The sequence below is a fragment of the Pseudomonas sp. BIGb0164 genome (genome assembly GCF_024810135.1).
Lineage (GTDB): Bacteria > Pseudomonadota > Gammaproteobacteria > Pseudomonadales > Pseudomonadaceae > Aquipseudomonas.
Genome location: NZ_JANUEA010000014.1, coordinates 63673 through 87618, shown reverse-complemented (window position 1 = coordinate 87618; position 23946 = coordinate 63673). Strand labels below are relative to the sequence as shown.

General features: G+C 63.4%; 23 protein-coding genes and 1 pseudogene. 9 read left to right on the top strand and 15 right to left on the bottom strand.

The annotated features are described in order from the left end of the window. Nucleotides 1–174: 174 nt before the first annotated feature. Together M2394_RS29765 and M2394_RS29760 are read left to right on the top strand one after the other, a co-directional pair. Nucleotides 175–425, top strand: a pseudogene (locus tag M2394_RS29765) (type II toxin-antitoxin system HicA family toxin). Next, nucleotides 422–787: a type II toxin-antitoxin system HicB family antitoxin gene (locus M2394_RS29760; protein ID WP_178919779.1), complete on the top strand. Its 366-nt coding sequence runs from the start codon at nt 422–424 to the stop codon at nt 785–787. Before M2394_RS29765 ends, M2394_RS29760 begins: the two are co-directional and overlap by 4 nt. Here M2394_RS29760 and M2394_RS29755 read toward each other — a convergent pair whose 3' ends face one another. After that, entirely contained in the window at nt 788–1960 is a 1173-nt protein-coding gene (locus M2394_RS29755) for an MFS transporter (protein ID WP_259175718.1), read from the bottom strand. A gap of 142 nt (nt 1961–2102) precedes the next feature. Between M2394_RS29755 and M2394_RS29750 the strand changes: the two genes are divergently transcribed. From M2394_RS29750 to M2394_RS29740, 3 genes are all read left to right on the top strand, one after another. Continuing rightward, nucleotides 2103–2684 carry a TetR/AcrR family transcriptional regulator gene (locus M2394_RS29750; protein WP_178919777.1) on the top strand — a complete coding sequence of 194 codons (582 nt, stop codon included), beginning with the start codon at nt 2103–2105 and terminating at the stop codon, nt 2682–2684. A 67-nt stretch (nt 2685–2751) separates the two neighbouring features. Then, on the top strand, nt 2752–3717 hold the full coding sequence (locus M2394_RS29745) for a GlxA family transcriptional regulator (RefSeq protein WP_259175716.1): 966 nt from the start codon (nt 2752–2754) through the stop codon (nt 3715–3717). Nucleotides 3718–3782: 65 nt separating this feature from the next. After that, on the top strand, nt 3783–4244 hold the full coding sequence (locus M2394_RS29740) for a DUF3225 domain-containing protein (protein ID WP_178919775.1): 462 nt from the start codon (nt 3783–3785) through the stop codon (nt 4242–4244). Here the strand turns inward: M2394_RS29740 and M2394_RS29735 are convergent, their stop codons facing one another. The 6 genes from M2394_RS29735 to fmdA all read right to left on the bottom strand — a co-directional run bounded on the left by M2394_RS29735 (nt 4245) and on the right by fmdA (nt 9864). Continuing rightward, complete coding sequence (locus M2394_RS29735) at nt 4245–5600, bottom strand: MATE family efflux transporter (RefSeq protein ID WP_259175715.1); 1356 nt, start codon at nt 5598–5600, stop codon at nt 4245–4247. A gap of 25 nt (nt 5601–5625) precedes the next feature. Further along, nucleotides 5626–6198 carry a DUF2239 family protein gene (locus M2394_RS29730; RefSeq protein ID WP_259175714.1) on the bottom strand — a complete coding sequence of 191 codons (573 nt, stop codon included), beginning with the start codon at nt 6196–6198 and terminating at the stop codon, nt 5626–5628. A gap of 67 nt (nt 6199–6265) precedes the next feature. Next, nucleotides 6266–7222, bottom strand: coding sequence for an AAA family ATPase (locus M2394_RS29725; protein ID WP_259175713.1), 957 nt, complete (start codon nt 7220–7222; stop codon nt 6266–6268). A 3-nt stretch (nt 7223–7225) separates the two neighbouring features. After that, entirely contained in the window at nt 7226–8269 is a 1044-nt protein-coding gene (locus M2394_RS29720; protein ID WP_178919771.1) for an aliphatic amidase, read from the bottom strand. A gap of 15 nt (nt 8270–8284) precedes the next feature. Continuing rightward, the gene (locus M2394_RS29715; protein WP_178919770.1) at nt 8285–8632 is read right to left on the bottom strand and encodes an FmdB family zinc ribbon protein; all 348 of its coding nucleotides are present in this window, start codon (nt 8630–8632) and stop codon (nt 8285–8287) included. Between the two features lie 2 nt (nt 8633–8634). Beyond that, nucleotides 8635–9864 carry a formamidase gene (gene fmdA, locus M2394_RS29710; protein ID WP_178919769.1) on the bottom strand — a complete coding sequence of 410 codons (1230 nt, stop codon included), beginning with the start codon at nt 9862–9864 and terminating at the stop codon, nt 8635–8637. Between the two features lie 234 nt (nt 9865–10098). On the opposite strand from fmdA, the gene M2394_RS29705 reads away from it, so the two are divergent. After that, entirely contained in the window at nt 10099–11739 is a 1641-nt protein-coding gene (locus tag M2394_RS29705) for a methyl-accepting chemotaxis protein (protein ID WP_259175712.1), read from the top strand. Here the strand turns inward: M2394_RS29705 and M2394_RS29700 are convergent. Beyond that, nucleotides 11736–12467: a GntR family transcriptional regulator gene (locus M2394_RS29700; RefSeq protein WP_178919789.1), complete on the bottom strand. Its 732-nt coding sequence runs from the start codon at nt 12465–12467 to the stop codon at nt 11736–11738. The genes M2394_RS29705 and M2394_RS29700 overlap by 4 nt on opposite strands. A 113-nt stretch (nt 12468–12580) precedes the next feature. Between M2394_RS29700 and M2394_RS29695 the strand changes: the two genes are divergently transcribed. From M2394_RS29695 to M2394_RS29685, 3 genes are all read left to right on the top strand, one after another. Further along, nucleotides 12581–13936 carry an adenylosuccinate lyase family protein gene (locus M2394_RS29695; RefSeq protein ID WP_259175711.1) on the top strand — a complete coding sequence of 452 codons (1356 nt, stop codon included), beginning with the start codon at nt 12581–12583 and terminating at the stop codon, nt 13934–13936. Between the two features lie 115 nt (nt 13937–14051). After that, entirely contained in the window at nt 14052–15356 is a 1305-nt protein-coding gene (locus tag M2394_RS29690) for a cation:dicarboxylate symporter family transporter (RefSeq protein WP_178919762.1), read from the top strand. Between the two features lie 12 nt (nt 15357–15368). Continuing rightward, complete coding sequence (locus M2394_RS29685) at nt 15369–16760, top strand: lyase family protein (RefSeq protein WP_178919761.1); 1392 nt, start codon at nt 15369–15371, stop codon at nt 16758–16760. Here the strand turns inward: M2394_RS29685 and M2394_RS29680 are convergent. From M2394_RS29680 to M2394_RS29650, 7 genes are all read right to left on the bottom strand, one after another. Beyond that, nucleotides 16750–18228: an amidase gene (locus M2394_RS29680; RefSeq protein ID WP_259175707.1), complete on the bottom strand. Its 1479-nt coding sequence runs from the start codon at nt 18226–18228 to the stop codon at nt 16750–16752. The two genes, M2394_RS29685 and M2394_RS29680, sit on opposite strands and share 11 nt — an antisense overlap. Then, a complete protein-coding gene (locus tag M2394_RS29675; RefSeq protein WP_178919759.1) occupies nt 18225–18644 on the bottom strand; it encodes a cupin domain-containing protein in 420 nt (139 codons plus the stop codon). The genes M2394_RS29680 and M2394_RS29675 overlap by 4 nt, the downstream gene beginning before the upstream one ends. A 66-nt stretch (nt 18645–18710) precedes the next feature. After that, on the bottom strand, nt 18711–19649 hold the full coding sequence (locus M2394_RS29670) for an esterase family protein (RefSeq protein ID WP_178919758.1): 939 nt from the start codon (nt 19647–19649) through the stop codon (nt 18711–18713). 126 nt (nt 19650–19775) lie between these two features. After that, nucleotides 19776–20795 carry an amino acid ABC transporter substrate-binding protein gene (locus M2394_RS29665; protein ID WP_259175702.1) on the bottom strand — a complete coding sequence of 340 codons (1020 nt, stop codon included), beginning with the start codon at nt 20793–20795 and terminating at the stop codon, nt 19776–19778. Next, on the bottom strand, nt 20792–21970 hold the full coding sequence (locus tag M2394_RS29660) for a cystathionine beta-lyase (protein ID WP_259175701.1): 1179 nt from the start codon (nt 21968–21970) through the stop codon (nt 20792–20794). Before M2394_RS29660 ends, M2394_RS29665 begins: the two co-directional genes overlap by 4 nt. 90 nt (nt 21971–22060) lie before the next feature. Then, a complete protein-coding gene (locus M2394_RS29655; RefSeq protein WP_178919755.1) occupies nt 22061–22873 on the bottom strand; it encodes an AraC family transcriptional regulator in 813 nt (270 codons plus the stop codon). 45 nt (nt 22874–22918) lie between these two features. After that, nucleotides 22919–23821 carry an arginase family protein gene (locus M2394_RS29650; protein ID WP_178919754.1) on the bottom strand — a complete coding sequence of 301 codons (903 nt, stop codon included), beginning with the start codon at nt 23819–23821 and terminating at the stop codon, nt 22919–22921. Between the last annotated feature and the right edge of the window lie 125 nt (nt 23822–23946).

Sequence of the window (23946 nt, the reverse complement as noted above, 5' to 3'; positions counted from 1 at the left end):
AAAGGCACGTCGTCCCTATAAAACGAACCGGACAGCGAAAAATTAGCGGGGATGGGAGGCGCGCAGCGGCGTGTCATCAAGGGTTACACCAATTTCGGCACGACAGATGAGCCGGGGCTAGCATTGACGTAAACCACTTTTTGCAACTACATTTAGTTACACGCAGGGAACGCCGTGTCCAAAAATGAAAAATTGCTCGCCAAACTGCTCAATCCGCAGACGGGATTTACCTGGCCGGAGCTGGTCACGCTGCTGTGCCGGCTGGGCTACACACAGGTTGAAGGGGCTGGAAGCCGCGTCAAATTCGACAACGGCGCCCCAGTGCAATGATTACGCTGCACAGGCCCCACCCCGGCAACGAAGTGAAACACTACATTCGGCGCCAGATCATCGAACAATTGAAATCAGGAGAACTGATTCAGTGAACAACCAACTGAAACACCAAGGCTACATCGGCTCCATCGAAGCCAGCCTCGAAGACAACTGCCTGTTCGGCAAAGTGCTGTTCATCAAGGCGCTGGTCAGCTACGAGGGCAAGACCGTCGCCGAGCTGGACGCGGCCTTTCGCGAAGCGGTGGACGACTATCTCGCCACCTGCCAGACCCTCAGGCAAGCGCCGGAGAAACCCTGCAAGGGCTCATTCAACGTGCGCGTCGGCCACGACCTGCATCTGGCGGCAGCCCTGGAGGCCACCCGCAAGAAAGTGACGCTGAACGATTTGACGCGCCAGGCGCTGAGCGAATTTCTACAACACCACCGCACGGATGCTTCCCCGGCGATTGGCTGATTATCCCAACCGCCGATAGCCCAGCAACGCTGACCCCAACACCACCGCCCCCGCCCCCAGCGCCACCCAGAACCCGCTGGGGGCGCCGAAGTGGTCGATCATCCACCCGGAGCTGGCAGCGCCGATGGCCACGCCGATGCTCAGGCCGGTGATCAGCCAGGTCATGCCTTCGGTGAGGCGGCTCGGCGGCACCACCCGCTCCACCAACGCCATGGACACGATCAGGGTCGGGGCAAAGAACAGCCCGGAGATAAACACCGCCACGGCCAGCCCGGGAATATTGGTCACCAGCAGCAAGGGCAAGGTGGTCAACGCCGTGGCCACGCCGCACAACAGGAACTGACGTGGCAACGGTGCCTTGAGCTTGAGCATGCCAAAGGCCAGCCCGGCCAGGCAGGAACCGATGGCGTACACCGACAACACGATGCTGGCCGCCGCAGGCTGGCCCTGATGTTGGGCAAACGCCACGCTGACCACATCCACCACGCCGACAATCACGCCCATGGCCAGCAGCAGGATCATCAGGATCAGCACCGAGGGCGAAGCAATCAGCCAACCGCCGTGGTGCTCATGGTGTTCGTGCACCGCAGGCTCGGTTTCGCGTTGCAGCACAAAGGTGGTGACCCCGGCCGCCAATAACAGCGCCGCCACCAGCGGCCCGGCTTCAGGGAACAGCACCACACTCAGGCCCACCGAGATCGGCGGGCCGATGATGAAGCACACCTCATCGAGCACCGATTCCAGGGCAAAGGCGGTCTGCAATTTGGGTTGGCCGCGATACAACTCGGTCCAGCGTGCCCGCACCATGGCGGACATATTGGGCATGCAACCGGCCAGGGCGGCGAACACGAACAGGGTCCAGTTGGGCGCCTGCAATCGGGTGCACAGCAGTAACATCAACAACGCTCCGCCGCCGATCAGTGCCGCGATCGGTAGCACCCGGCCCTGGCTGTAGCGATCCACCAGCCGCGACACCTGCGGCGCACAAAACGCCGTGGCCAGGGCAAATACGGCCGCCACCGAGCCCGCCAGGCCATAGCCGCCATGCACCTGCGACAGCATGGTGATCAGGCCGATACCGGTCATGGACACCGGCATGCGCGCCAGCATGCCGGCCAACACAAATGCACGCGCGCCGGGCACCTGGAATAACTCGGCGTAGGGGTTTGCCATCCTGCTGAACCTCATTCTCAGTGCCTTGCAGCTTGCTATCTGAAGCGCCCAAGGCAAAATACATACGGTGCGTATGTGACAAATCATGATTAACATACGTAACGTATGTCAATCTATTACTGACCCTCAGCGAGACTTAACCATGAGCCGAGCCCGAGCCGAAATGATCGAGGACACCCGCGCCCGGCTGATCGCCAGCGCCCGCCAAGCCTTTGCCAGCCAGGGCTATGCCAATACATCGATGGACGACTTTACCGCGCGCGCCGGGCTGACACGGGGTGCGTTGTACCATCACTTTGGTGACAAGAAGGGCTTGCTGGCGGCGGTGGTGGCCCAACTCGACGGTGAGATGGATGCGCACTTGCAATGCATCACCGATCAGGCAAGCGACCCATGGGACGGGTTCCGCGAACGTTGCCGTACTTACCTGCGTATGGCACAAGATACCGAAATACAACGGATTGTTTTCCAGGATGCGCCTGCGGTTCTGGGCGTCACCGAATCAAGCCACTCGCAACACTGCGTGGAGTCCCTGGCCGCCTTACTGGAGAGCCTGATGAGCGCGCACATTATCGTACCGGCCGCCAGCCAGGCGTTGGCGCGCCTGATCAATGGCAGCCTGGTGAGCACCGCCTTGTGGATTGCCGCAGACGAACACCCCAACCTGCGACTGGAAGAAGGCCTGCAAGGGCTGGAGCTGCTCTTGCGAGGCCTGAAACAATAACCGGAAGCACATCCATGCAACGCGTGCACACTTAGACTGCCCGCCTGCCCTTTTCCCGGAGCTCATCATGCAGCGCATCGGTTTCATTACCTTTCCCGGTTTCGGCGTCATGAGCTTCGCCGCGTTGTCTGTCTTTGAGAGTGCCAACAGCGCCGTGGGCAAGGCTCATTACGATGTCAGGCTGCTCTCCGAAAATGGCGGGCCGGTACGCAGCTCCCTGGGTGTAGTGGTGCACACCGAAGGCTTCGATGACACCGCGTTCGACACGGTGATCATCGGCGGCGGCAGTGATCGCGAATTTACCGCGCCACTGCTGGCTTATCTGCGACACGCCGCCGTGCACAGTCGCCGCCTCGCGGCCACCTGCTCCGGTACTTTCTTTCTGGCGCAGGCGGGGTTGCTCGACGGTATGCGGGCGACCACCCACTGGTTTTTTGCCGGCGAATTTCGCGCGCGTTATCCAGAGGTCCAACTGGAAGAAGAGCGATTGTTTGTGATCGACGGATCCATCTGGACCAGTGCGGGCATGACCGCAGGCATTGATCAGGCATTGGCCATGGTTGAAACCGACCTGGGGCCGGAAGTCGCCCGCGCCGTGTCGAAAACCTTCGTTCTTCAGAGCCGCCGCGTCGCAGGCCAGCCGCAACGCTCGGTGCTGCTGGACATGGAGCAGAAGACCGATCGTATTCAGGCCGCCATGACGTATATGCGCAATAACCTGCATCGCGCGCTGCCGTTGAGCGAGCTGGCAGATGCCGCACACCTGAGCCTGCGCCAGTTCAGCCGGGCGTTTCATGCACAAACCGGGCTTTCACCGGCCAAGGCTGTGGAAAAGCTGCGGATCGAAGCGGCCGTGGTGTTGATCCAGGATGGGCGTCACCCCCTCGACAACATCGCCCGCCAAACCGGGTTTGGTGACAGCGAACGCATGCGTCGGGCGTTCGTTCGCCAATTCGGCGAGCCACCGCGGGTGATTCGGCACACGGCTAGAAACCCCGCCGAGGCAAGCGCAATGTCCCGAAACGAGGGTTAAATGGCCTTTGTCGGCATGTGAGCTGGCCTAAGCTTGACCTCAGCGACCATCCCTGAGGAATCCTTATGAAACGCTGTGCACTGGCCTTCGGCACCCTGTTTTCACTCTTCACCCTCACCTCCGCATTCGCGACCCCGCAAGAGGACGAAACCCGCGCGTTCTTTACTCGATTTGTCGAGGCTCAGAATGCCCATGACCTCAAGCAGATCAAGGCCATGCTGTGGGATTCACCAAAAATGCTCTGGTTTGCCCGTGGTGAAGCCAGCTGGGGGCCGGATGCCGTCGTCAGCAAACTCAAGGAATACTACAAGGGCACCTGGCAACTACAGCCGAACATGAGCCACTTCAGTGTGGTGATGGTGAACGACGAGGTTGCCCAACTGATGGTGCCGGTCGCCTTTACCCGAGGCCACCCAGGCGAGCCCGCGCAGGTGGACACTTTCCTGATCAGCCAGACGTTATTGAAAGGCAAGGACGGCTGGCATGTCGCAAGCATCCTGCCGGTCGCCGATACCCATTTCAAATAATCACACCAACCGCTTGATCTGCTTGTGCCGCCACACCAACCGGTAATACGCGGTCTGCAACACCAGCATCGCCAGGTAGGTCACCGGAAACGCCATCCACACCCCTTCCAGGCCGAAGTGCGCGTTGAACAGGTACGCCATCGGCAACTCGACGCACAGCACGCAAAAGATCGAGATGGCCACCGGCATCAGCACCACGCCGCTGGCGCGCATGATCCCGCCGACCACCGCCTGGAAACCGAACACCAGGATGCTCCACAACATGATGTGCAACAGGTGCTCGGCATTGCTGCGTGCGGTGTCGTCGGTGATGAACAGGCCCAGCAACCAGTGCGACAGCAGGTAACCGAGCACGATCAGGCCACCGGTCAGGCAAGTGTTGATCATCAGCCCTGTGCGCAGGATCGGCCCGATGCGTTCCAGGCGCCCGGCACCGATGGCCTGGGCGCCGAGAATCGAGGCGGTGATGGCAATCGACAGCGCCGGGAACTGCACGTAGTTGACGATCTGCGTCACTGCGCCATAGGCCGCCGTGGCTTGAGAACCGTGCCCGTTGACCAGGGCGAGGATGACCAGTTCCGACAGCGACAGCACCACCATCTGCAAGCCGGTGGGCAAGCCGATACGCAGGACCTTGCCGAGGATCACTCGGTCCAGGCGCAAGGCGGCGAGCAATTCGCGGTCCGGCGCCATCACGTGGTTCTTATGGCGCAGGCGCAGGATCAAAAACAGCATTGCCAAGGCGTTCCCCACCAGCCCCGCGTACACCGCACTCTGGATGCCCATGGGTGGCAGGCCGATCCAGCCGCGAATCAGTGCCGGGGTCAGCAGCAGGCCAGCCAGCGTGGACACCATCAGCGCCAGCAACGGCGAAATCGTGTCGCTCACGCCGCGCAACAGCTGGGTGTAGAGGATGAACACCAGCAGCAGCGGCATGATCAACATCATCATCTGCGCATAGCCGACCGCATCGTCCAGCACATCCATCGGCGTCCCCAGGGCCTGCAAGGCCGGGCGCGCAAACAGGCTGCCGAGCACCGCCGCGATCAGCCCCACCAGCGCGCCCAGGGTCAGGGTGGCGCCGGTGATGACCTTGACCATCGCGGTCTCCTGGGCGCCCCACGCCTGGCCGATCAGCACCGACGCGCCCGCCCCCAGGCCAATCACCAGGGCGATAAAGAAAAACACGATGGGAAACATCCCCGACACCGCCGCCAGTGCCTGGGTGCCGAGCATTTGCCCGACGTAAATGCCGTTGAGCGTGCCGGAAAAACTTTGCAGGAAGTTGGACAGCACCATCGGTGCCAGAAAGATCAGGTAGATCTGCCACAACGGCCGTTTCTGGGTGACTTCCATGAAGATTCAGGTCCGTGAATTATTGTTAGACGGGAAAAGCATTGCGCGACAGCCACGCCAGGTACGTCTGCACGTCCGCCGGCCACTGCGCGATCTTGTGGGAAAAGTCTGCGGCGTCGTGGGCAAACAGTGCGCGGGAAGCCTCCTCGAAGCCTGGCAAGTCACCGCCGATGGCACTCATGAAACGATAGCTGGCTTCCTTGGCCTGGCGTATCTGATCACGGGAAGCACTGGCGGTGCGAGCGTCATCTACCAAGCGACGCAACGCCGCCGACGCGCCACCACGTTGCTGGCCCAGCCATTCCCAATGGCGCGGCAGCAGGGTGACTTCCCGCGCCACCACCCCCAGTTTCGGGCGACCCACCGATGGCGCTGCCGGAGGCTCGTCATCCGCCTCGGCCGATGCCGGTTGCGCAGGGGCATACCCCGCTGGCCAGGGGTAATCCACCTGGCTGCCGGTGGCGTCATCAAACACCAGAAAGCTGCCAGGCGCCAAGGCGGATTGGGCAAGGTTGTGAGCAACGTCGGCATAGGTGCCCGCCGCCACGCGCTGATGATGGACAAAGGCGGTGCAGAGCGAAAGGTTGTGCGTAGGCATGATTTATTACCCGGGTGTTATTTGTTTTACCCGGGCTATATTAGCCAAAATTGTGCAACGCGCAAGCCTATTGACGTGAAACGTGCAACTGCTCATCCCGCAGGGTCGCCCGCATGCCTTGCACGCCGGGATCGTGCAACACGCATTCGGCGATGGCCGGCTGCAGCTCGACCCGCAGTCGCCTGCCCAAGGCCCTGGCGCCAAAACGTGCATCGTGCTGGCGGCACAACCATGCCCGCGCGGGCTCATCCACCTCCAGCCAGCGCTGGTGTGCCGCCAGGCGCCCGTTGAGCTTGCCCAGCTCCACTTCCAGCAGCGCCTCCAGCCACTGGCCGTCGATGGGTTCGAACATCAGGATGCGGTCGATACGGTTGAGAAACTCCGGCTCGAAGTGACCGTGCAACGCGTCTTCCAGCACCGCCGCCTCGTCCCGGACAAACACCCGCAGCACGCGGCGCCAGCCGTAAGCGAAGCGTTGGCGATGACGGCGCGCCTGTTGTGCGCCGATGTTGCTGGTCATGAAGATCAGGCAATTGCGAAAGTCCAGGGTGCGCGTGCCACCGGCCAGGGTCAGCTGGCCGTTTTCCAGGATGCCCAGCAGGCTGCGCACCACCTCGTGGCTGGCCTTCTCCAACTCGTCGAACAACACGATGCCCGGGCAACTGTAGGTGCCCTGGATCAATTCGCTGTTGAACAGGCTGATGCCTTCCTTGCTCCCCACATACCCCGGCGGTGCGCCGGTGAGTGCGGCGGCGTAATGCTCCTGCGCGAGGGTGTGCATGTCGATGCGGCAAAAACCATCGGCCCGGCCATGCAACGCCTGGGCCAGCAGGCGCACGATTTCGGTCTTGCCCACGCCGGTCGGCCCCATGAACAGGTTGACGCTCAAGGGCCGGTCACGCTCACCGATATCGGCCTTGACCACCTTGAGCAGGCCCTCAACCTGCGCCAGCGCGGCGTCCTGGCCGACAATACGGCTGCGCAGCAGCGTCATCACCCGGGCCGGCTCAAACGTAAAGCGCATGCCCTACTCCGCCGTCCGCGCTTTACCGCCATGGGGCAGTTGGCCCACCGGGCACTCGGCAACACCGACGGTGCTGCGGGTGATGTTCTCGACATTCTCCTGGGCCTTCTGCGCATCCAGCACCCAGGTGCGGTAGAACTCGAACGGGCAGTCCGCCACCCCCTTGTCGCCATCGCCCGAGGCGTGCATGCCGGTGTAGCCCCGGTGCAGCAACTTGAACAGGTGGTTCTGCGACTGGTCATTGGCCCGCGCATCGCGGATCTGCGACACCGACAATTGCGCGTACTGGATGCCCATCTCCTCCTCGCCGCATTCGCCCAAGGTGCGTCCGTCAAAACCGATAATCGCCGAGTGGCCGAAGTACGAATACACCCCATCGAAACCCGCCGCGTTCGCCACCGCCACATAGCAGTTATTGGCCCAGGCCATGCTCTTGGACATCTGCACCTGCTGCTCCTTGGCCGGGTACATATAGCCCTGGCAACGCACGATCAGTTCGGCGCCCTTCATTGCGCAATCGCGCCAGATCTCCGGGTAATTGCCGTCGTCGCAAATGATCAGGCTGATCTTCATGCCTTTGGGCCCCTCGCACACATAGGTGCGATCGCCCGGGTACCAGCCTTCGATGGGGCACCAGGGAATGCACTTGCGGTAGCGCTGTACGATTTCGCCGAGGTGGTTGATCAGCACCAGCGTGTTGTACGGCGCCTTGTGCGGGTGCTCTTCGTGGCGCTCGCCGGTCAGGGAAAACACGCCCCAGGTGTTCGCCTGGCGACAGGCCGCCGAGAAAATCGCGGTCTCCTCGCCGGGAATACTTGCGGCGGTGGCCATCATTTCATCGTGGTCGTACATGATGCCCATGGTGCTGTACTCGGGGAACACCACCAGGTCCATGCCGGGCAGGCCCTGCTTCATGCCGACAATGATCTCGGCAATCTTCTTCGCGTTATCGATGACCTCGGCCTTGCTGTGCAGGCGCGGCATCTTGTAGTTCACCACCGCGACACCCACGGTGTCCGGGCTGCTAGAAATGTCGCCATGACGCATAACAACGCTCCTGTTCTAGTGGCTGATCATCCACGGCCGAGGGCCGGTCTTGGTCTTGAGCCCCAAGGGGTTGGCCTTGCTCGGCAGCACCTTTTTGCTCGTCCCACAGCAACTGCAACCGGCCGGGTGCTTGCGGCTTTCCTGGTACTCGCCGACGGTTTGCGGCGCGTGGCGGCTGCGCTCGTTGCCTTCGATGGCCTTGCGCTGGTTGCCCGACAGCGTTTGCAACGCCGGCGCGCAAATCAGCAACTGCCCGCCCGGCCCGTCGCAATAGGGGCACCTGCTCGGTTCGTTGCGCTGGGAGATAGGCCGCAACATCGTGAAGGTGCCGCACGCCGCACAGGCGTATTCGTAGGTCGGCATGGCTACAGGTCCGGGGCGATGGGCAGGTCGATGCTGCCATCGAGGAATTGGGTGGGGCCGTTGGCGTTGGGGTTGATGTCGAACTCGAAGATTTCCGTGGGCAACCACAAGGTCGCGCAGGCATTGGGGATGTCCACCACGCCGCTGATATGCCCTTGTACCGGCGCCGAGCCGAGCAGCGCATAGCCCTGGGCCGGCGAGTAGCCGAACTTGGTCAGGTAGTTGATCGCATTCAGGCACGCCTGGCGGTAGGCGATATTGACGTCCAGGTAGTGCTGCTGGCCCTGTTCGTCCACCGAGATGCCTTCGAAGATCAGGTAGTTCTTGTAGTTCGGCGTGATCGGGCTCGGCTTGAACACCGGGTTCTTGATCCCGTACTTGGCCATGCCGCCCTTGATCAGCTCGACTTTCATGTGCACCCAGCCGGCCATTTCGATAGCACCGCAAAAGGTGATTTCGCCGTCGCCCTGGCTGAAGTGCAAGTCGCCCACCGACAGCCCTGCGCCCTTGACGTAGACCGGGAAGAAGATCTTCGAACCCCGGGACAAATCCTTGATGTCGCAGTTACCACCGTGCTCACGTGGCGGTACGGTACGCGCGCCAGTGGCAGCCGCATCGTCGCGGGCCTGGCCCTTGAGCTTGCCCATGTGCGCGGTGGCGGCCAGGGGTGCGTTGGCCAGCGGCGGGACGCGGGTGGGGTTGGTGTCGATCAGTTCCTGTTCGCGACGGTTCCAGTCGGCGAGCATGACCGGGTCGGGCAGGCAGCCGATCAAGCCGGGGTGGATGAGGCCAGCGAAGTTGACCCCCGGAATGTGCCGGGAGCTGGTGAACATGCCCTTGAAATCCCAGATGGCTTTTTGTGCGCTGGGGAAGTGATCGGTGAGAAAGCCGCCGCCGTTCTGGCGCGAGAAGAAACCGTTGAACCCCCATTGGGAATCGGCCTTGGCGCCGATGTCGAGCAGGTCCACCACGAGCAAATCACCCGGCTCGGCGCCGTGCACGCCTACAGGGCCCGACAGGTAATGCACGGTGGACAAGTCCACGTCGCGCACATCGCTGGCGTCGTCGTTGTTCTTGATGGCGCCGGCGGTCCAGTCGTAGGTTTCGAGGATGAAGTCATCGCCCGGCTTGACCCAGCAGGCCATCGGAATGTCCGGGTGCCAGCGGTTGTGGATCTGCTCGTTTTCGGTGACAGGCTGGTTGAGGTCGACTTTGATCAGCGTTTCGGTCATGGACAGGCTCCTGGACGGATGACGGGTGCGTGCGATCCAGTCTCAGGGGGCCAGGGAAAACGGGGAATACGTTGGATGACGTATAAAACCCGGACGTGCGGTTTTATTCCATCAATTCGCTCAATGTCAGGATCAGCAATTAGTGATTGGACGCAACGTCGAGGGCTGATTAGATTCCGCGAGACAGATAGCTTTTAGCCATCATTCCTTAGCCCCCTGAATATCGAGCTTTCCATGAAAAAACCTGTCTCGTTGGCAATGCGTATCGGACTGGGCTTTGCGTCCACCCTGTCGTTGCTGGTGCTGATCACTGCCGTCGGTATCCAGCGAGTGGGGTTTATCGACGGCACCCTCAAGGAGGTCGGTGAAAAAGCCGCCGTGGTCCAGCGCTACGCGATCAACTTCCGGGGCAGCGTGCACAACCGCGCCATCGCCATTCGCGACGCGGTGCTGGTCAAGGATGAACCGGCGCTCAACCAGCACCTGGCCGAGATCGACCAGCTCAAGCGCGACTATCAGGATTCCGCCGTGATGCTCGACCGCCTGTTCGCCAGCGCCGCCCCCAGTGCCGAGGAAGCCCGCCTGCTGGCCGATATCAAGGCCATCGAAACCCAGGCCCTGGCCTCCAGCGAACGGGTGATTGCCCTGCGTCGCGGCAATGACATCGCCGGCGCCCAGGACCTGCTGCTGGCCCAGGCATCGGCCCATTACACCGAGTGGCTCAAGCGTGTGAATGCCCTGATCGACTTCGAAGAAGCCCAGATCAAACAACGCCTGGACACGGTGCAATCGGCCGCCAGCAACTTTGCGGTGCTGATGGTGCTGGCCAGCGCGGTGGCAATCATCCTGAGCGTGCTGGTGTCGCTGCTGATCATCCGCAACATCAAGGCCACCCTTGGCGCCGAGCCGGAGGAAGTGGCCGAAGCGATCCGCCGCCTGGCCCAGGGCGAGTTGAACCAGCCCATCGAAACCCGCTACCCCGACAGCGTGATGGGCATCCTGAAAAACGCCCTGGCGCGCCTGGGCGACACCATCACCGAAGTGCGCGCCGCCGCCCAGGCCCTGCGCCACTCCTCGGTCACCCTGTTGTCGGTGGCCAGCGATAACCGCCAGCAAATCACCCTGCAAACCAGCGAAGCCCAGCATGTGGCCGCCGCCATCACGCAAATGGCGGCCTCGGTCAGCGAGGTCTCGGGCTACGCCTCGGCGGCGTCGAAGGCCACTATCCTGGCCGACGCAGAAGTGGACAGCGGCCACCGCCTGGTGGGCGAAGTGACGGTGGCCATCGAAGAGTTGGCGACGATCCTTGAGCACGCCACCACCCGGGTCAACCAGGTGTCCAGCGACAGCGAAAACATTGAAACCGTGATCGAGGTGATCAACGCCATCGCCGCCCAGACCAACCTGCTGGCCCTCAACGCGGCCATCGAAGCGGCGCGGGCCGGTGAGCATGGGCGTGGCTTTGCGGTGGTGGCCGATGAAGTGCGCTCCCTGGCCACGCGCACCCAGGAATCCACCCAGGAAATCCGCGACATGATCGGCAAGCTGCAAAGCGGCACCCAGGACGCCGCCGACATCATGCAGCGCAGTCGCGACCTGGCCCAGGTCACCGTGGCGCAGACCCGCGACTCTCAGGTGGCATTGAGCAAGATCAGCCAGGAAGTGGGCGCGATCAACGCAATGAACGCGCAGATCGCCAGTGCCTCGGTGCAGCAGAGCGCCGCAGCCGAAGAGGTGGCGCAGAACGTCACGCGCATCCACAGCTCCACCGTGCAATCGGCGGCCGGCTCCGAAGTGGTGGAAAACTCCAATCAGGAACTGGCCGAGCTGGCGGACCGCTTGAGCACCAAGGTGGCGTTCTTCAACGTGGCCTAGAGCTTGTCGCGCTTCATCTGCATAGTCAGGGTGAAACGGTCTGCCGGGTAGACCGTTTCCGACACGGCAATCACCTCACCGGCTTCATCCCGGTACTGGCGGATGATGTTCAGCCCCAGTGCACCGCTCTGGGCTTTCAGGCTGGCGGCCAGTTCGGTACTCAGCTGCACCGGCCGCACCTGCTGGTCGACCACATCGATGTGCCGCGCAAACGCCTTGCCGATCAACGCCGCGATCAATTCATCAGGGTGTTTGCGCGCCTCGGGGATCACCTCGGCGAAGGTCTGTTCGGCGTACACGTCGGTCCAGCACAACGGCGCATTGCCGTCGCCGGCATCCACCTTGATGCTCGACACGCAGAAGTAGTGCCCACCCGGCTCCAGCCCCAGGCGGCGAGCCAGGGCGATGTCGGCGACGAATTCACGCACGCCCTGGATATCACGAATGTGGGTTTCGGCCACTTGCACCAGGTCGGCCACCGACGCCATCGCCTGGGAATAACCGCCCTTGGGTGACGACGCCTCGACCCGCGTGCCCACGCGCTTGCGCCGCGAGACCATGCCCTGCCCCTGCAACTGGTCGATGGCCGCGCGCACCGTGTGCCGGCTCACCGCATACAGCGAACACAGTTCGAACTCCGTCGGCAACAACGACCCCACCGGGTAATGGCCGCTGCCAATCCTGTCAATCAAGTCCTTGGCCACCGCCGCATAACGCCTCTGGCTCACGCTTTCCATTTTTACCCTCGTTGTCGAGTTGACAGTGTATCAGCACAGGCGTAATCATAATGTACGGACATATTAAATATGTATGGTTTAAAAATAACAAATAGGACTTCGCCATGTCGAGTACCGTTTTTGATTCCGCCCTGTTCCGCGACATGTTCGGCACCGCCGAAATGCGTGGCGTGTTCTCTGACAAAGCGCTGATCGAGCGCTACATCGAAGTGGAAGTGGCCCTGGCCCGCGCCGAAGCCCGTTGCGGCGTGATCCCAAGCGAGGCCGCCGAGCAGATCGCCGCGCTGTCACGCTACGAAGCCCTGGACCTGGCGCTGATGCAGCACGAGACCGAGATCGTCGGTTACCCGATCCTGCCGCTGGTGGAACAACTGTCGAAGATCTGCGGCGAAGCCGGCCGCTATGTGCATTGGGGCGCCACCACCCAGGACATCATGGACACCGCCGTGGTCCTGCAGGTGCGCGCAGCCCTGGCGATTGTCGAGCGTGATATCCAGGCAGTACGCGGCCTGCTCGCCGGCCTGGCCGAGCGTTATCGCGACACGCCCATGGCGGGCCGTACCCACCTTCAACACGCGCTGCCGATCACCTTCGGCTACAAATGCGCGGTGTGGCTGAGCATGTTCGACCGCCACGCCGAACGCCTGGTGGAATTGCGCCCACGGGTGGAAATCGGCCAGTTCGCCGGGGCTGCCGGCACCCTCGCCTCCCTGGGCGACAAAGGCTTGGAAGTTCAGGAAGCGCTGATGGCCGAATTGGGCCTGGGCGTGCCGCAGGCCACCTGGCACGTGGCCCGCGACGGCCTGGCCGAAACCCTGAACTTCCTCGGCCTGGTCACGGGCTCTTTGGGCAAGATCGCCCTGGACATCATGATGATGATGACCAGCGAACTGGGCGAAGTGTACGAGCCCTTCGTCAAGGGCCGTGGCGCCAGCAGCACCATGCCGCAGAAGCGCAACCCGATTTCCTGCGAGCTGATGTACGCCGCCGCCAAGGGCGTGCGCCAACACGCCGGGCTGATGCTCGACGCGATGATCCAGGACTTCGAACGCTCCACCGGCCCGTGGCAGGCGGAATGGATTGCCATCCCCGAAGCCTTCGCCCTCAGCGCCGCGTCCTTGGGCCAGGCGACCTTCATGCTCGCCGGCCTCGAAGTGCGCCCCGAGCGCATGCGCAAGAACCTCGACATGACCCAGGGCCTGATCGTTGCCGAAGCCGTGATGATGGGCCTCGCCCCGGCCCTCGGCCGTCAGGTGGCCCACGACGTGGTCTACGCCGCCTGCCGCATGGCCAACGACCAGGGCACCAGCCTGCTCGACGCCCTGCTCGCCCAGGGCGAAGCCACCGCGCAACTGGACGTGGCCGACCTGCAACGCCTGACCGACCCGGCCAACTACCTGGGGCTGGCGCCGCAGATGGTGGATATCGCGCTGGCGCGCCAGGGTGCAGTCGCTCGCTGATCCGGAACCCAATGGAAATCCAAATGTGGGAGCGGCAGTGCGACGATTCGACTTGCTCGCTCCCACAGGGGATCTCCAGCGTCTTCAGAACCATAACAACAATGAGATCACAGACATGTCATCCACCCCCGCCAAAAAACCGCTCTACAAGGACCTGACCTTCCAGGTCGTCGCCGCCATGTTCCTCGGCATTGCCTTCGGCTTTCTCGCCCCCGAGCTGGCTGCCAGTTTCAAGATCCTCGGCGATATCTTCCTCAAGCTGATCAAGACCGCCGTCGCGCCGCTGGTGTTTTTCACCGTGGTCCACGGCATCGCCTCGGCCGGTGATATCAAGCGCGTCGGCAAAGTCGGCCTGCGCGCACTGATCTACTTCGAAGTGGTGTCGACCATCGCCCTGGCCATCGGCCTGCTGTGGGGCAACCTGCTGCAGATCGGCTCCGGCATGCACGACGCCCACCCGAGCAGCGCTGCCGCTGCCGCGGCGAGTGCCGCCGTTGCCAAGGGCCATGCGCCGGCGTCGACCATGGACTTCATCTACGGCATCTTCCCCGACAACTTCGTCGGTGCCTTTGCCGGTGGCCAACTCCTGCAAGTGCTGGTGATCTCGGTGCTGTTCGGCTTTGCCCTGCTGGCCCTGAAACCCGAGCGCCGTGAAGTCATCGAAGACGGCTTGAACCGCATCTCCGAATGCTTCTTCGAATTCATCAACCTGATCATGAAGTTCGCGCCCCTGGGCGCCTTCGGTTCGGTGGCTTACGCCGTGGGTAGCAACGGCACCGCCGTGCTGATGTCCCTGGCCAACCTGGTGCTGATGTTCTATGTGGGCATCGCGTTCTTCATCTTCGTGGTGCTGGGTGCGGTATGCCGCTTGAGTGGCTTCAGCCTGTGGCGCTTCCTCACCTACATCAAGGATGAAATCTTCATCGTGCTCGGCACCGCCTCGTCGGAAAGCGCCCTGCCCCGACTGCTGCAAAAGCTCGAGAAGTTCGGCTGTTCCAAGCAGAGCGTCGGCCTGGTGCTGCCCACCGGCTACGCGTTCAACCTCGACGGCACCTCGATCTACATGTCGCTGTGCGTGCTGTTCATTGCCAACGCTTATGGCGTGCCCCTGAGCTGGGAGCAACAACTGGGCATCATCGCGATCATGCTGGTGACGTCCAAAGGCGCGGCGGCGGTGTCAGGTGGCAGTTTCGTGGTGTTTGCCGCCACCGTCACCGCCATCGGCGTACTGCCGGCCGAAGGCCTGGCCCTGCTGTTTGGCGTGTACCGCTTCATGTCGATGGCGATTGCCACCTGCAACACCATCGGCAACAGCGTGGCCACCGTGGTGGTGTCCAAGTGGTCCGGCGAGTTCTCCCAGCAGACCGCCCAGAATGAATATCAACGCGTGCTCGGCCGTGCGGCCGGCGCGGCACTTTGACGGAGCAGCACGATGCCCACTCTGCGAATCGAACACGATGCGTTTGGCCCGGTGTCCATCCCGGCCGAGCGCTACTGGGGTGCACAGACCCAGCGCGCACTGGAGGTGTTCGGCGCCAAGCAGCCGTTCCCGCCCAGCCTGATCCGCGCCTTTGGCCAGCAAAAACGCGCCTGCGCCCGCGCCAATGCACGGCTTGGCGCACTCGCGCCCGCCCTGGCCGAGGCCATTGAGCTGGCCGCCCAGGACCTGGCCAACGGTCACTTTGACGCGCACTTTCCGCTGTCGATCTGGCAGACCGGCTCCGGCACCCAGACCAACATGAACGCCAACGAGGTGATCGCCAACAGCGCCAACCTGCGGCTCGGCGGCGAGCTGGGGAGCAAGTCGCCGGTGCACCCCAATGACCACGTCAACCGTTCGCAGTCGTCCAACGACAGCTTTCCCACGGTGATGCACCTGACCACCGTGCTCGAATTGCGCGGGCGGCTGCTGCCTGCGCTCGGCCACTTGCGCAACGAGCTGAACGCCAAGGCCGACGCCTGGCAGGACGTGCTGAAAATCGGCCGCACCCACCTGATGGACGCGGTGCCAATGAGCCAGGGCCAGGCGTTCGGCAGTTTTGCCCAGCAGATCCACCACGGCATCGCGCGCATCGAGGCCTGCATGCCGCGCCTGCGCCTGCTGCCCCAGGGCGGCACGGCGGTGGGCACGGGGCTTAATACTCCCGTGGGTTTTGATGTGGCGTTCTGCGAGGAGATCAGTCAACTCACCGGTGAAACCTTCCAGACCAACCCGTGCAAATTCGAAGGCATGGGCACTCACGATGCACTGGTGGAGGTCTCCGGCGCGTTGAATGTACTGGCGGTGTCGCTGACCAAGATCGCCAACGACATCCGCCTGCTGGGCTCAGGCCCGCGCTGCGGCCTGGGCGAATTGATCGTGCCGGACGACGGCCTCACCTCCTCGATCATGCCCGGCAAGCGCAACCCGACCATCGCCGAAGTGCTGGTGCAGGCGGCCATGCAGGTGATGGGCAACCACACCACCATCACCCTGGCGGGCGCGTCCAGCACCTTCGAATTGAACGTGGCCAAGCCGGTGCTGATCCACAACCTGCTGCACTCGATTGAGGTGCTCACCGACTGCGTCAGCCTGTTCACCCACAAGCTGCTCAACGGCCTGGAGGTGAACCGCCCGCAACTGGCGCGCAATGTGGAGCACTCGCTGTTGATGGCCACCGTGCTCAACCCGGTGCTGGGTTATGACCGGGTGGCGCAGATCACCCGCAAGGCCGCAGACGAAGGCTTGTCGCCCAAGGAAGCGGCGGTGCAACTGGGCTTCATGACCGCCGAGGAATACGCGCAACGCGTGCAGCCGGCCGCCATGATCCGTCCTACCCCATAGCCCCCGGCACCTGGAACCCACCCACCACCTCCGCCAGGTATTCGGCAAACTTGATCGTGGTGCGATCGGCAAACGGCGCACCGATGATCTGCACCCCCACCGGCAACCCCTGGCGTGTCAGGCCAATGGGCGCGCTGGTGGCCGGCAAGCCCATCAGGGTGGCCGGCGCAATCCACTTGTACAGGTCGGCGTAATGACGCTTCTGGCCGTCGACCTGCAGGGTGCGCAGGCTGATGACCCGGGATTGGTCATGGGCAAACGCCGTGGTGAAGGTGGGCGGCGCCAGGATCACGTCGACGTCATCGAAGGTCTTGAGAAAAGCTTCACGCAGGCGCAAGCCCGCCTCATGGGCCTTCAACCAATCGGCATGGCCCATGGCGCTGCCCTGGTAGAACTTGTCGGCATGCTGCGGCGTGTCCATCACCCGGCCCAGCGCCCGCAACACCGGAGCCATCAGCCCCATGAAACACCGCTTGGACGCCGGCAACGACACGCCCAGCTCGGCACCCAGTTGCAACAGGTAGGCGGCAAACAAGCGCTCCAGCGACGCGCCCCGGGGCGCGCCCTGTACCACCTCCACACCCGCCGCTTCCAGGCTCAGGCGCAATTGGCGATAGGCCTCGGTCATGCCCTGGTCGAGCGGGCAATCAACATCGTCGGTCCACAGCAACACACGAAAGGTCTTCAGAGACACAGGGCGCGGCGCCGGCAGCTGCAACTGCCAACCGGGCTGCCCGGCCGGTGGTGCGGCGGCGATCACGTCCAGCATCAACTGCAGGTCGGCGGCACTGCGCGCCAAGGGCCCGACCACGTTCAACGCCCCTTCCGCCAGGTTGCCCGGCGCCCCGGGAATATGCCCGCGCTGGGACACGATGCCGTGGGTGGGTTTGTGCCCATACACCCCGGTAAAGTGCGACGGGATGCGGATCGAGCCGCCAATGTCGCTGCCCAGCTCCAGCGAGGTGAAGCCCGCCGCCAACGCAACGGCCGCGCCCCCTGAAGAGCCGCCCGGTGTCAGCGCCAGGTTCCAGGGGTTGTGGGTGGTGCCGAACAGGCTGTTGTAAGTCTGGATATCCCCGGCCATGGTCGGCACGTTGGTCTTGCCGAACACAATTGCACCGGCATCTTCCAGGCGCTTGACCGCCACCGCCGACTGCGCCGGCCGATGCTCGCGCAACGCGGCGGCACCTGCGGTGCACGGCATGCCGAGCACTTCGAAGGTGTCCTTGATAGTGATCGGCAAACCGTGCAGAGGCCCCAGCGGCAAGCCATTGCGTACCGCCGTGTCGGCCAGGTCGGCCTTGAGGCGCGCTTGTGCCAGGTCCAGGGTGACCACACTGTTGAGCGCCGGGTTGAGGCTGTCCAGGCGCGCCAGGTAGCTGTCGAGCAAGGCGCGGCTGCTTTGACGGCCGGCCGCGATGTCGGCGAGCAGCTCGGTGGCGCTGCGGTAGGTGATGTCGGTGGTCATGGCTTGCTACCGGCGGGGTGCAGCGCATCCAGATGGGGCATCAACACCACGCTCTCCTGCTCATTGGGGTCTGAGCGCGCCACCAGCACCGACACCGGTTCATCGGTGTCGTTGTAGGGCTGATGGGGCATGCCCGCCGGAATGTAGAAAAAGTCGCCGGGATGGAGGGTCTCGTGACTTTCCAGTTGCTGTCCGTACCACACGCGAGAGATGCCACTCAGGGCATAGATCGCGGTTTCATGGCCTTCATGCATGTGAGTTTTGGCACGGCCACCCGGGGGGATGGTGACGATCTGCAAGTTGATGCCGGTGGCTCCGACCGTTTCGGTGGAGATGCCCACGGCATTATGCAGGCCTTGCTTGCCGATCACGGCAGCACGGGGACGAAGCAGGCGGCAGGTATTAGGTTCGGTCATCCGGGCGGGCTCGGTGGTTGTCAGGGTATAGGGTGAACACCCGAGCCCGCCCGGTTATTCCCTGGGTTACTGCACGTTGCGCTCCTGGAAGGTCAGGCCGACAAAGCGCAGCAAGGGTTCGGAGCCCGGCACCCAGAAATCATAATTGTGCGCCCCCGGCCGGGCCTGGAACTGATGGGCGACTCCCAGTTTGTTGAACGCCAGGTGCAGCAGCACATTGCCGAGGAAGAACGGGTCGTTGGTGCCCACATCCAGGTAATAACGGGTCTTGCGCAATTCGGCCACCGGCGTGTGCTTGACCAGGTCCAGCACGTTTTTCTCGTGGTATTGCAGGTTCAGGCGCTGCTCGCCGGTCAGGCCCTCGCCCCACGCATGCCCGTAGCGGCGTTCGTAGCCGGCGGGGTCCATCTGGGTGATCTGCTCATCGGTGCGCACCGCCGCGCTCATCACCGCCGCTGCACTGAACAGCTCTGGGTATTTGAACGCGTACATCAGCGAGGCGAACCCGCCCATGGACAGGCCGCCCATGGCACGAAAGCGCTTGTCATCGAGGATGCGATAACGCTTCTGCATGGCCGGGATGAACTCCTGGATAAACATGGTCTCCCACTGGAACTTGCCGTCGGCATCGTTCATGAAATAGGTGGCGTACTTGTTCTCGGGGTTGCGCAGGCCATCGGGGGTGATGACGATCATGGCCGGGATCTCGCCGGCGTTGATCAGCCGGTCGAGCAAGGCGCCGAGGTTGTCTTGCACGAACCAGTCGTTGTAACGGCCATCGTCGCCGCCGTGCATCATGTACAGCACCGGATAGGCACGCGTGGAACGGCCGTAGTCGGGCGGCAGGTAAAGGGTGTATTTGACGTTCTGGCCGAGGATGCTGCTCTTGATCGAGGCGGTGTCATCGACCGTACCGGCGTCGGCGTTGGCGGCCGGAGCGACCAGCGCCAGGGCGGTGAGCAGGGCCAGGCTGGCCCAGAAACGGTGCAGGGTATTCAAAAACATCGGGCGTTCTCCGTAGGGGTGGGACTGCCCGGTAGATCAGGCAGGTCCCACGCCAGTGTGGGAGTGAGCTGTGGAGGTGACCGAGTGCCTGCCTCCTGCCAGGAAGAATAGGCACTCGGCAGCCCATTACCGCACCGGTGGCGCGTACTGGATACCGCCATTGTTCCACAGGTTGTTCAAGCCCCGGTCGATGGCCAGCGGCGTCCCGGGCCCGAACGCGCGGTTGAACACCTCGCCATAGTTGCCCACCTGCTTGACCACCTGCACCACCCAGTCCCGGGGCAGTTTCAGGTCTTTGCCGTACTCGCCATCGGCGCCGAGCAAGCGCGCCACGTCCGGGTTGCTGGTGGTCTTGGCTTGGGCCTCGACATTGGCCGAGGTCACCCCGGCCTCTTCGGCGTTGAGCATCGCAAACAGGGTCCAGCGCACAATACTGAACCATTCATCATCGCCGCGACGCACCGACGGCCCCATGGGCTCCTTGGAAATCGTCTCCGGCAGGATCACAAAGTCGGACGGCGTGGTCATCTGGCTGCGCTGGGCATTGAGTTGCGACTTGTCCGCCGTGATCACGTCACAGCGCCCGGCCTGCAAGGCCTTGGCGGTTTCTTCAGAGGTATCGAAGGTGATTGGCGTGAACTTGAGCCCACGGCTGCGGAAGAAGTCCGAGGTGTTCAGTTCGGTGGTGGTACCGGCCTGGATGCAGATTGACGCGCCATCCAGTTCAGTGGCACTGCTCACGCCCAGCTTCTTGTTGACCATGAAACCGGCACCGTCGTAGTAGGTGACGCCGGTGAAAACCAGGCCCATGCCGGCGTCGCGGGAGCTGGTCCAGGTGGTGCTGCGCGACAGGATATCGATCTCGCCGGACTGCAACGCGGCCAGGCGTTCCTTGCCGTTGGTGGGGGTAAACCGCACTTTGCCCGCATCGCCGAACACCGCAGCGGCCACCGCGTGGCAGACGTCCACGTCGATGCCCTGTTGCTTGCCATTCTTGTCCGGCACCGAGAACCCCGGGATGCCGTCGGACACCCCGCATTGGATAAAGCCTTTCTTGTGAATCGCATCCAGGGTGGCGCCAGCCTGTGCCAGGCCACTGGCGCCCAGGACGGCGCCCGCGATCATCAAACGCGTGAAGGTTTTCATTGCCCATCTCCGTGGTTATCTGCTTGGAAAAATGCGTGTTCAAGGTCGGCGATCAGGTCGTCGACGTGCTCCAGGCCGATGTTGAAACGCACCAGCCGATCGCCGTACTGGCGCACATCGCGGTCGAGGTTGAAATGCGGCGCCACCAGGCTGGTCACGCCGCCCCAGCTGTAGCCGAGGTGGAACAGGTTGAGGCGGTCGATGAAGTCCAGCAGCGCTTCGCCCGACAGCGTCGGGCGGAACACCACCGAAAACACACTGGTCGAGCCGGTGAAGTCGCGCAGCCACACCCCGTGCCCCGGGCAATCAGGCAGCGCGGGGTGCAATACCCTTTCCACTTCGGGGCGAGCCTTGAGCCAGTGCGCCACCTGCAGGGTGCTGGCCTGCAACTGCGCCAGGCGCACCCACAGGGTCTGCAGGCCGCGCAGGGCCAGGCTGCAATCGTCGGGCGAGACCGCCATGCCCAGCAGCGAACGCGCCTGGCCGAGGGCCTGGTAATGCACATCGCTGCAGGTGGACACCGAGCCCAGCAGCAGGTCGCTGTGGCCGCCGATGTACTTGGTGAGGGCTTGGATCGACACGTCCACACCGTGGGCATAGGCGTCGAAAAACACCCCGCTGGCGTAGGTGTTGTCCAGCGCCAGCACCACGCCGGCCGCCCGCGCCACTTCAGCGATGGCGGGCACGTCCTGGATTTCCATGGTGGCCGAGCCTGGGCTCTCGCACCAGATCAGGGTGGTGTTGGGACGGATCAGCGTGGCGATCTCGGCGCCGATCATCGGGTCGTAGGTCTGCACCGCGATGCCCAGCCTGGCCAGCAGGTCGCGCGCCAGGTCGTTGTTGGGGCCGTAGGCACTTTGTGGCACCAGTACATGGTCGCCCGCGCCGCAGAACGCGAAGTACACCAGGGCAATCGCCGCCTGGCCGCCGGGGGTGATAAAGCAGTGCTCGGCGCCCTCCAGTTGCGCAACGCGCGCGGCCAGCTCCAGGCTGGTGGGCGTACCGTGCAGGCCGTAGGCATAGGGCACGCGCTCGGGGCACCAGTCGTCGCGCACCTCGCGGGCACTGGCAAACAGGGTGGTGGAGCCGCGATGGGTGGCCGTGGCCAGTGAGCGAAAACCGACCGGGGCGCGGGGTGTGGGGTCGAGCAAGGTGGTTTGGATATGGCGAGGCATGACAGGGGTTCCACTTCCAGATGATGGAAAAATCATAGGGAGTGGCACAGCGGCGGCGATTGAACGTTCTTGCGCTTTACGAAAATAAACTCAGCGCCAGCGACCCGGCGTCACGCCAAAGCTTTTCTTGAAATGCCGGGTGAAATGGCTGAGGTCGGCAAAGCCGCTGGCACTGGCTACATCCGTGGCGGGCACGCCGTCGCGCAGTAGGTGCAGGGCCAGGTTCAAACGGTATTGATTGCGCCAGGCATGGGGTGCCAGGCCGGTTTCGCGGCTGAACAGGCGCGCCGCGTGAAAGGTCGACAAGCCCACCTCACCCGCCAGTTCACTCAAGGTCAGGGGCTCGGCCAGGTCGCTCATCAAGCGCGCCTTGAGGGTCTCGACACGCGCCGCATCGCGCAGCACCTGTGCCACCGGAGGACGCTGCCCGGCATGGCGGATCAACAGGGTGGACACCGCATCGAGCAACGCGTGCTCGGCGCCAAGGGCGTCGTCCGGCTGCTGCAGGGCGCGGTGGGCCCGCAGCATTTTGCGGGTCAGGTCGGGGTCACGCAGGATGTCGTCGCGAAACCACGGCAGGTCGCACGGGCGGTCGCACAGGTCATTCATCACCTGTTGCACGAAGTCGATCGGCAGGTAGAACACCCGGTATTGCCAGCCACCGTCCATAGCCGGCGAGCCGGTGTGCACCTCACCCGGGTTGAGCACCGGCACGCAGCCCGCATCGGCCACGTGACGGCTGCCACGGTAGTCGTAACGCTGGGCACCGGCTTCGATCACCGACACGGTGTAGGTGTCGTGCCAGTGCGCCGCGAAACGCTGTCGATGGTAGGTGGCACTCAGCAGGTCGGCGTCCGGCAGGATCGGCGAACGCCAGTACCTCACGGAATCGGCGGTGGTCATCGGGCAGCCCTCCTCTGAGCAAATACCGAGCACCGCCACCACCGATCAGGCTTTGCCGAACGGTGCGAGCGCCCTGGCGATGGTGCCGGCCAGGCCGCGACCACTGAGGTGGCCCGGGTCCATGTCGGGGTTGTAGATGGTGAATTGAATGCCAATGGCCTGTGGCGACTGCATGGCGGTGCGCAGCGTGGTGGCCAGGTCGTCCCAGGAGAAACCGTCCGGCTGCGGGTGGTCACAGGCCCACATGATGCCCTGGTCCAGCACGTCGACGTCGACGTGAATCCAGAAACCTTCCGGGCCGTCGACACGGGTCAGATGGGCCACCGCTTCTTCAGCAGCAGTTTGCGTGCCGAGTATGCGCACTTCGTTGCGGTTGAACGCCAGCAGGTCTTCGGGGATCGGCTGGCAACGGTTGCGGGCCTGGATCGCACCGTCGCGGTAGCCGAACAGCACCACATCGTCGTCACGCAACAGCGGGCGGCGACCTTCGATATCGGCCACCACTGCCGGGCCACGGCCGGTGGCGTAGCCCAGGTCACTGGCCGAGGCAGCGCCGGAGATCGGGTTCTTTTCGGCTTCATAGAAGTCTGCATGGCCGTCCAGGTAAAACAGCCCGAAGCGCCCACGTCGGCGCAGCGCCAACAAGGTGCCCAGCAGGATCGAGCAGTCGCCGCCGATCACCACCGGGAACTCGCCCTTGTCCAGCACCTCCCCGACGGTGTTCGCCAGGGTGATGGAGTATTCGTTGATGGCGTGGGGGTTCATGATCTGGGTTTCCGGGTCGCGCTCCTCGCGCCACGGTGGCGACTCCACGCGGCCGGCATGGCGCGCGCCCAGCCGCTCGGCCAGGCCGGCCTTGAGCAGCGCATCCGGCATGCGGGCCACGCCCAGGTGAGTGGGGATATGCCCGAGCACGGACGGGGCTTCAATGATTGCGAAGTTACGCATGGAACATCCTCTCTGGTGTGTTCAACGGCATGGCGGCTGGTTTTTATCGATGTGCCGCTACACCGTGACCTTCGCAGGGAGTGCGCCAGTGTTGGTTTTAAACGTGGGTACTGGTTTTTTTAACC

Coding starts and splice junctions, on each gene's coding strand:
- M2394_RS29755 (WP_259175718.1), bottom strand. CDS start 1,960: ATGGCAAACCCCTACGCCGAGTTATTCCAGGTGCCCGGCGCGCGTGCA.
- M2394_RS29750 (WP_178919777.1), top strand. CDS start 2,103: ATGAGCCGAGCCCGAGCCGAAATGATCGAGGACACCCGCGCCCGGCTG.
- M2394_RS29745 (WP_259175716.1), top strand. CDS start 2,752: ATGCAGCGCATCGGTTTCATTACCTTTCCCGGTTTCGGCGTCATGAGC.
- M2394_RS29740 (WP_178919775.1), top strand. CDS start 3,783: ATGAAACGCTGTGCACTGGCCTTCGGCACCCTGTTTTCACTCTTCACC.
- M2394_RS29735 (WP_259175715.1), bottom strand. CDS start 5,600: ATGGAAGTCACCCAGAAACGGCCGTTGTGGCAGATCTACCTGATCTTT.
- M2394_RS29730 (WP_259175714.1), bottom strand. CDS start 6,198: ATGCCTACGCACAACCTTTCGCTCTGCACCGCCTTTGTCCATCATCAG.
- M2394_RS29725 (WP_259175713.1), bottom strand. CDS start 7,222: ATGCGCTTTACGTTTGAGCCGGCCCGGGTGATGACGCTGCTGCGCAGC.
- M2394_RS29720 (WP_178919771.1), bottom strand. CDS start 8,269: ATGCGTCATGGCGACATTTCTAGCAGCCCGGACACCGTGGGTGTCGCG.
- M2394_RS29715 (WP_178919770.1), bottom strand. CDS start 8,632: ATGCCGACCTACGAATACGCCTGTGCGGCGTGCGGCACCTTCACGATG.
- fmdA (WP_178919769.1), bottom strand. CDS start 9,864: ATGACCGAAACGCTGATCAAAGTCGACCTCAACCAGCCTGTCACCGAA.
- M2394_RS29705 (WP_259175712.1), top strand. CDS start 10,099: ATGAAAAAACCTGTCTCGTTGGCAATGCGTATCGGACTGGGCTTTGCG.
- M2394_RS29695 (WP_259175711.1), top strand. CDS start 12,581: ATGTCGAGTACCGTTTTTGATTCCGCCCTGTTCCGCGACATGTTCGGC.
- M2394_RS29690 (WP_178919762.1), top strand. CDS start 14,052: ATGTCATCCACCCCCGCCAAAAAACCGCTCTACAAGGACCTGACCTTC.
- M2394_RS29685 (WP_178919761.1), top strand. CDS start 15,369: ATGCCCACTCTGCGAATCGAACACGATGCGTTTGGCCCGGTGTCCATC.
- M2394_RS29680 (WP_259175707.1), bottom strand. CDS start 18,228: ATGACCACCGACATCACCTACCGCAGCGCCACCGAGCTGCTCGCCGAC.
- M2394_RS29675 (WP_178919759.1), bottom strand. CDS start 18,644: ATGACCGAACCTAATACCTGCCGCCTGCTTCGTCCCCGTGCTGCCGTG.
- M2394_RS29670 (WP_178919758.1), bottom strand. CDS start 19,649: ATGTTTTTGAATACCCTGCACCGTTTCTGGGCCAGCCTGGCCCTGCTC.
- M2394_RS29665 (WP_259175702.1), bottom strand. CDS start 20,795: ATGAAAACCTTCACGCGTTTGATGATCGCGGGCGCCGTCCTGGGCGCC.
- M2394_RS29660 (WP_259175701.1), bottom strand. CDS start 21,970: ATGCCTCGCCATATCCAAACCACCTTGCTCGACCCCACACCCCGCGCC.
- M2394_RS29655 (WP_178919755.1), bottom strand. CDS start 22,873: ATGACCACCGCCGATTCCGTGAGGTACTGGCGTTCGCCGATCCTGCCG.
- M2394_RS29650 (WP_178919754.1), bottom strand. CDS start 23,821: ATGCGTAACTTCGCAATCATTGAAGCCCCGTCCGTGCTCGGGCATATC.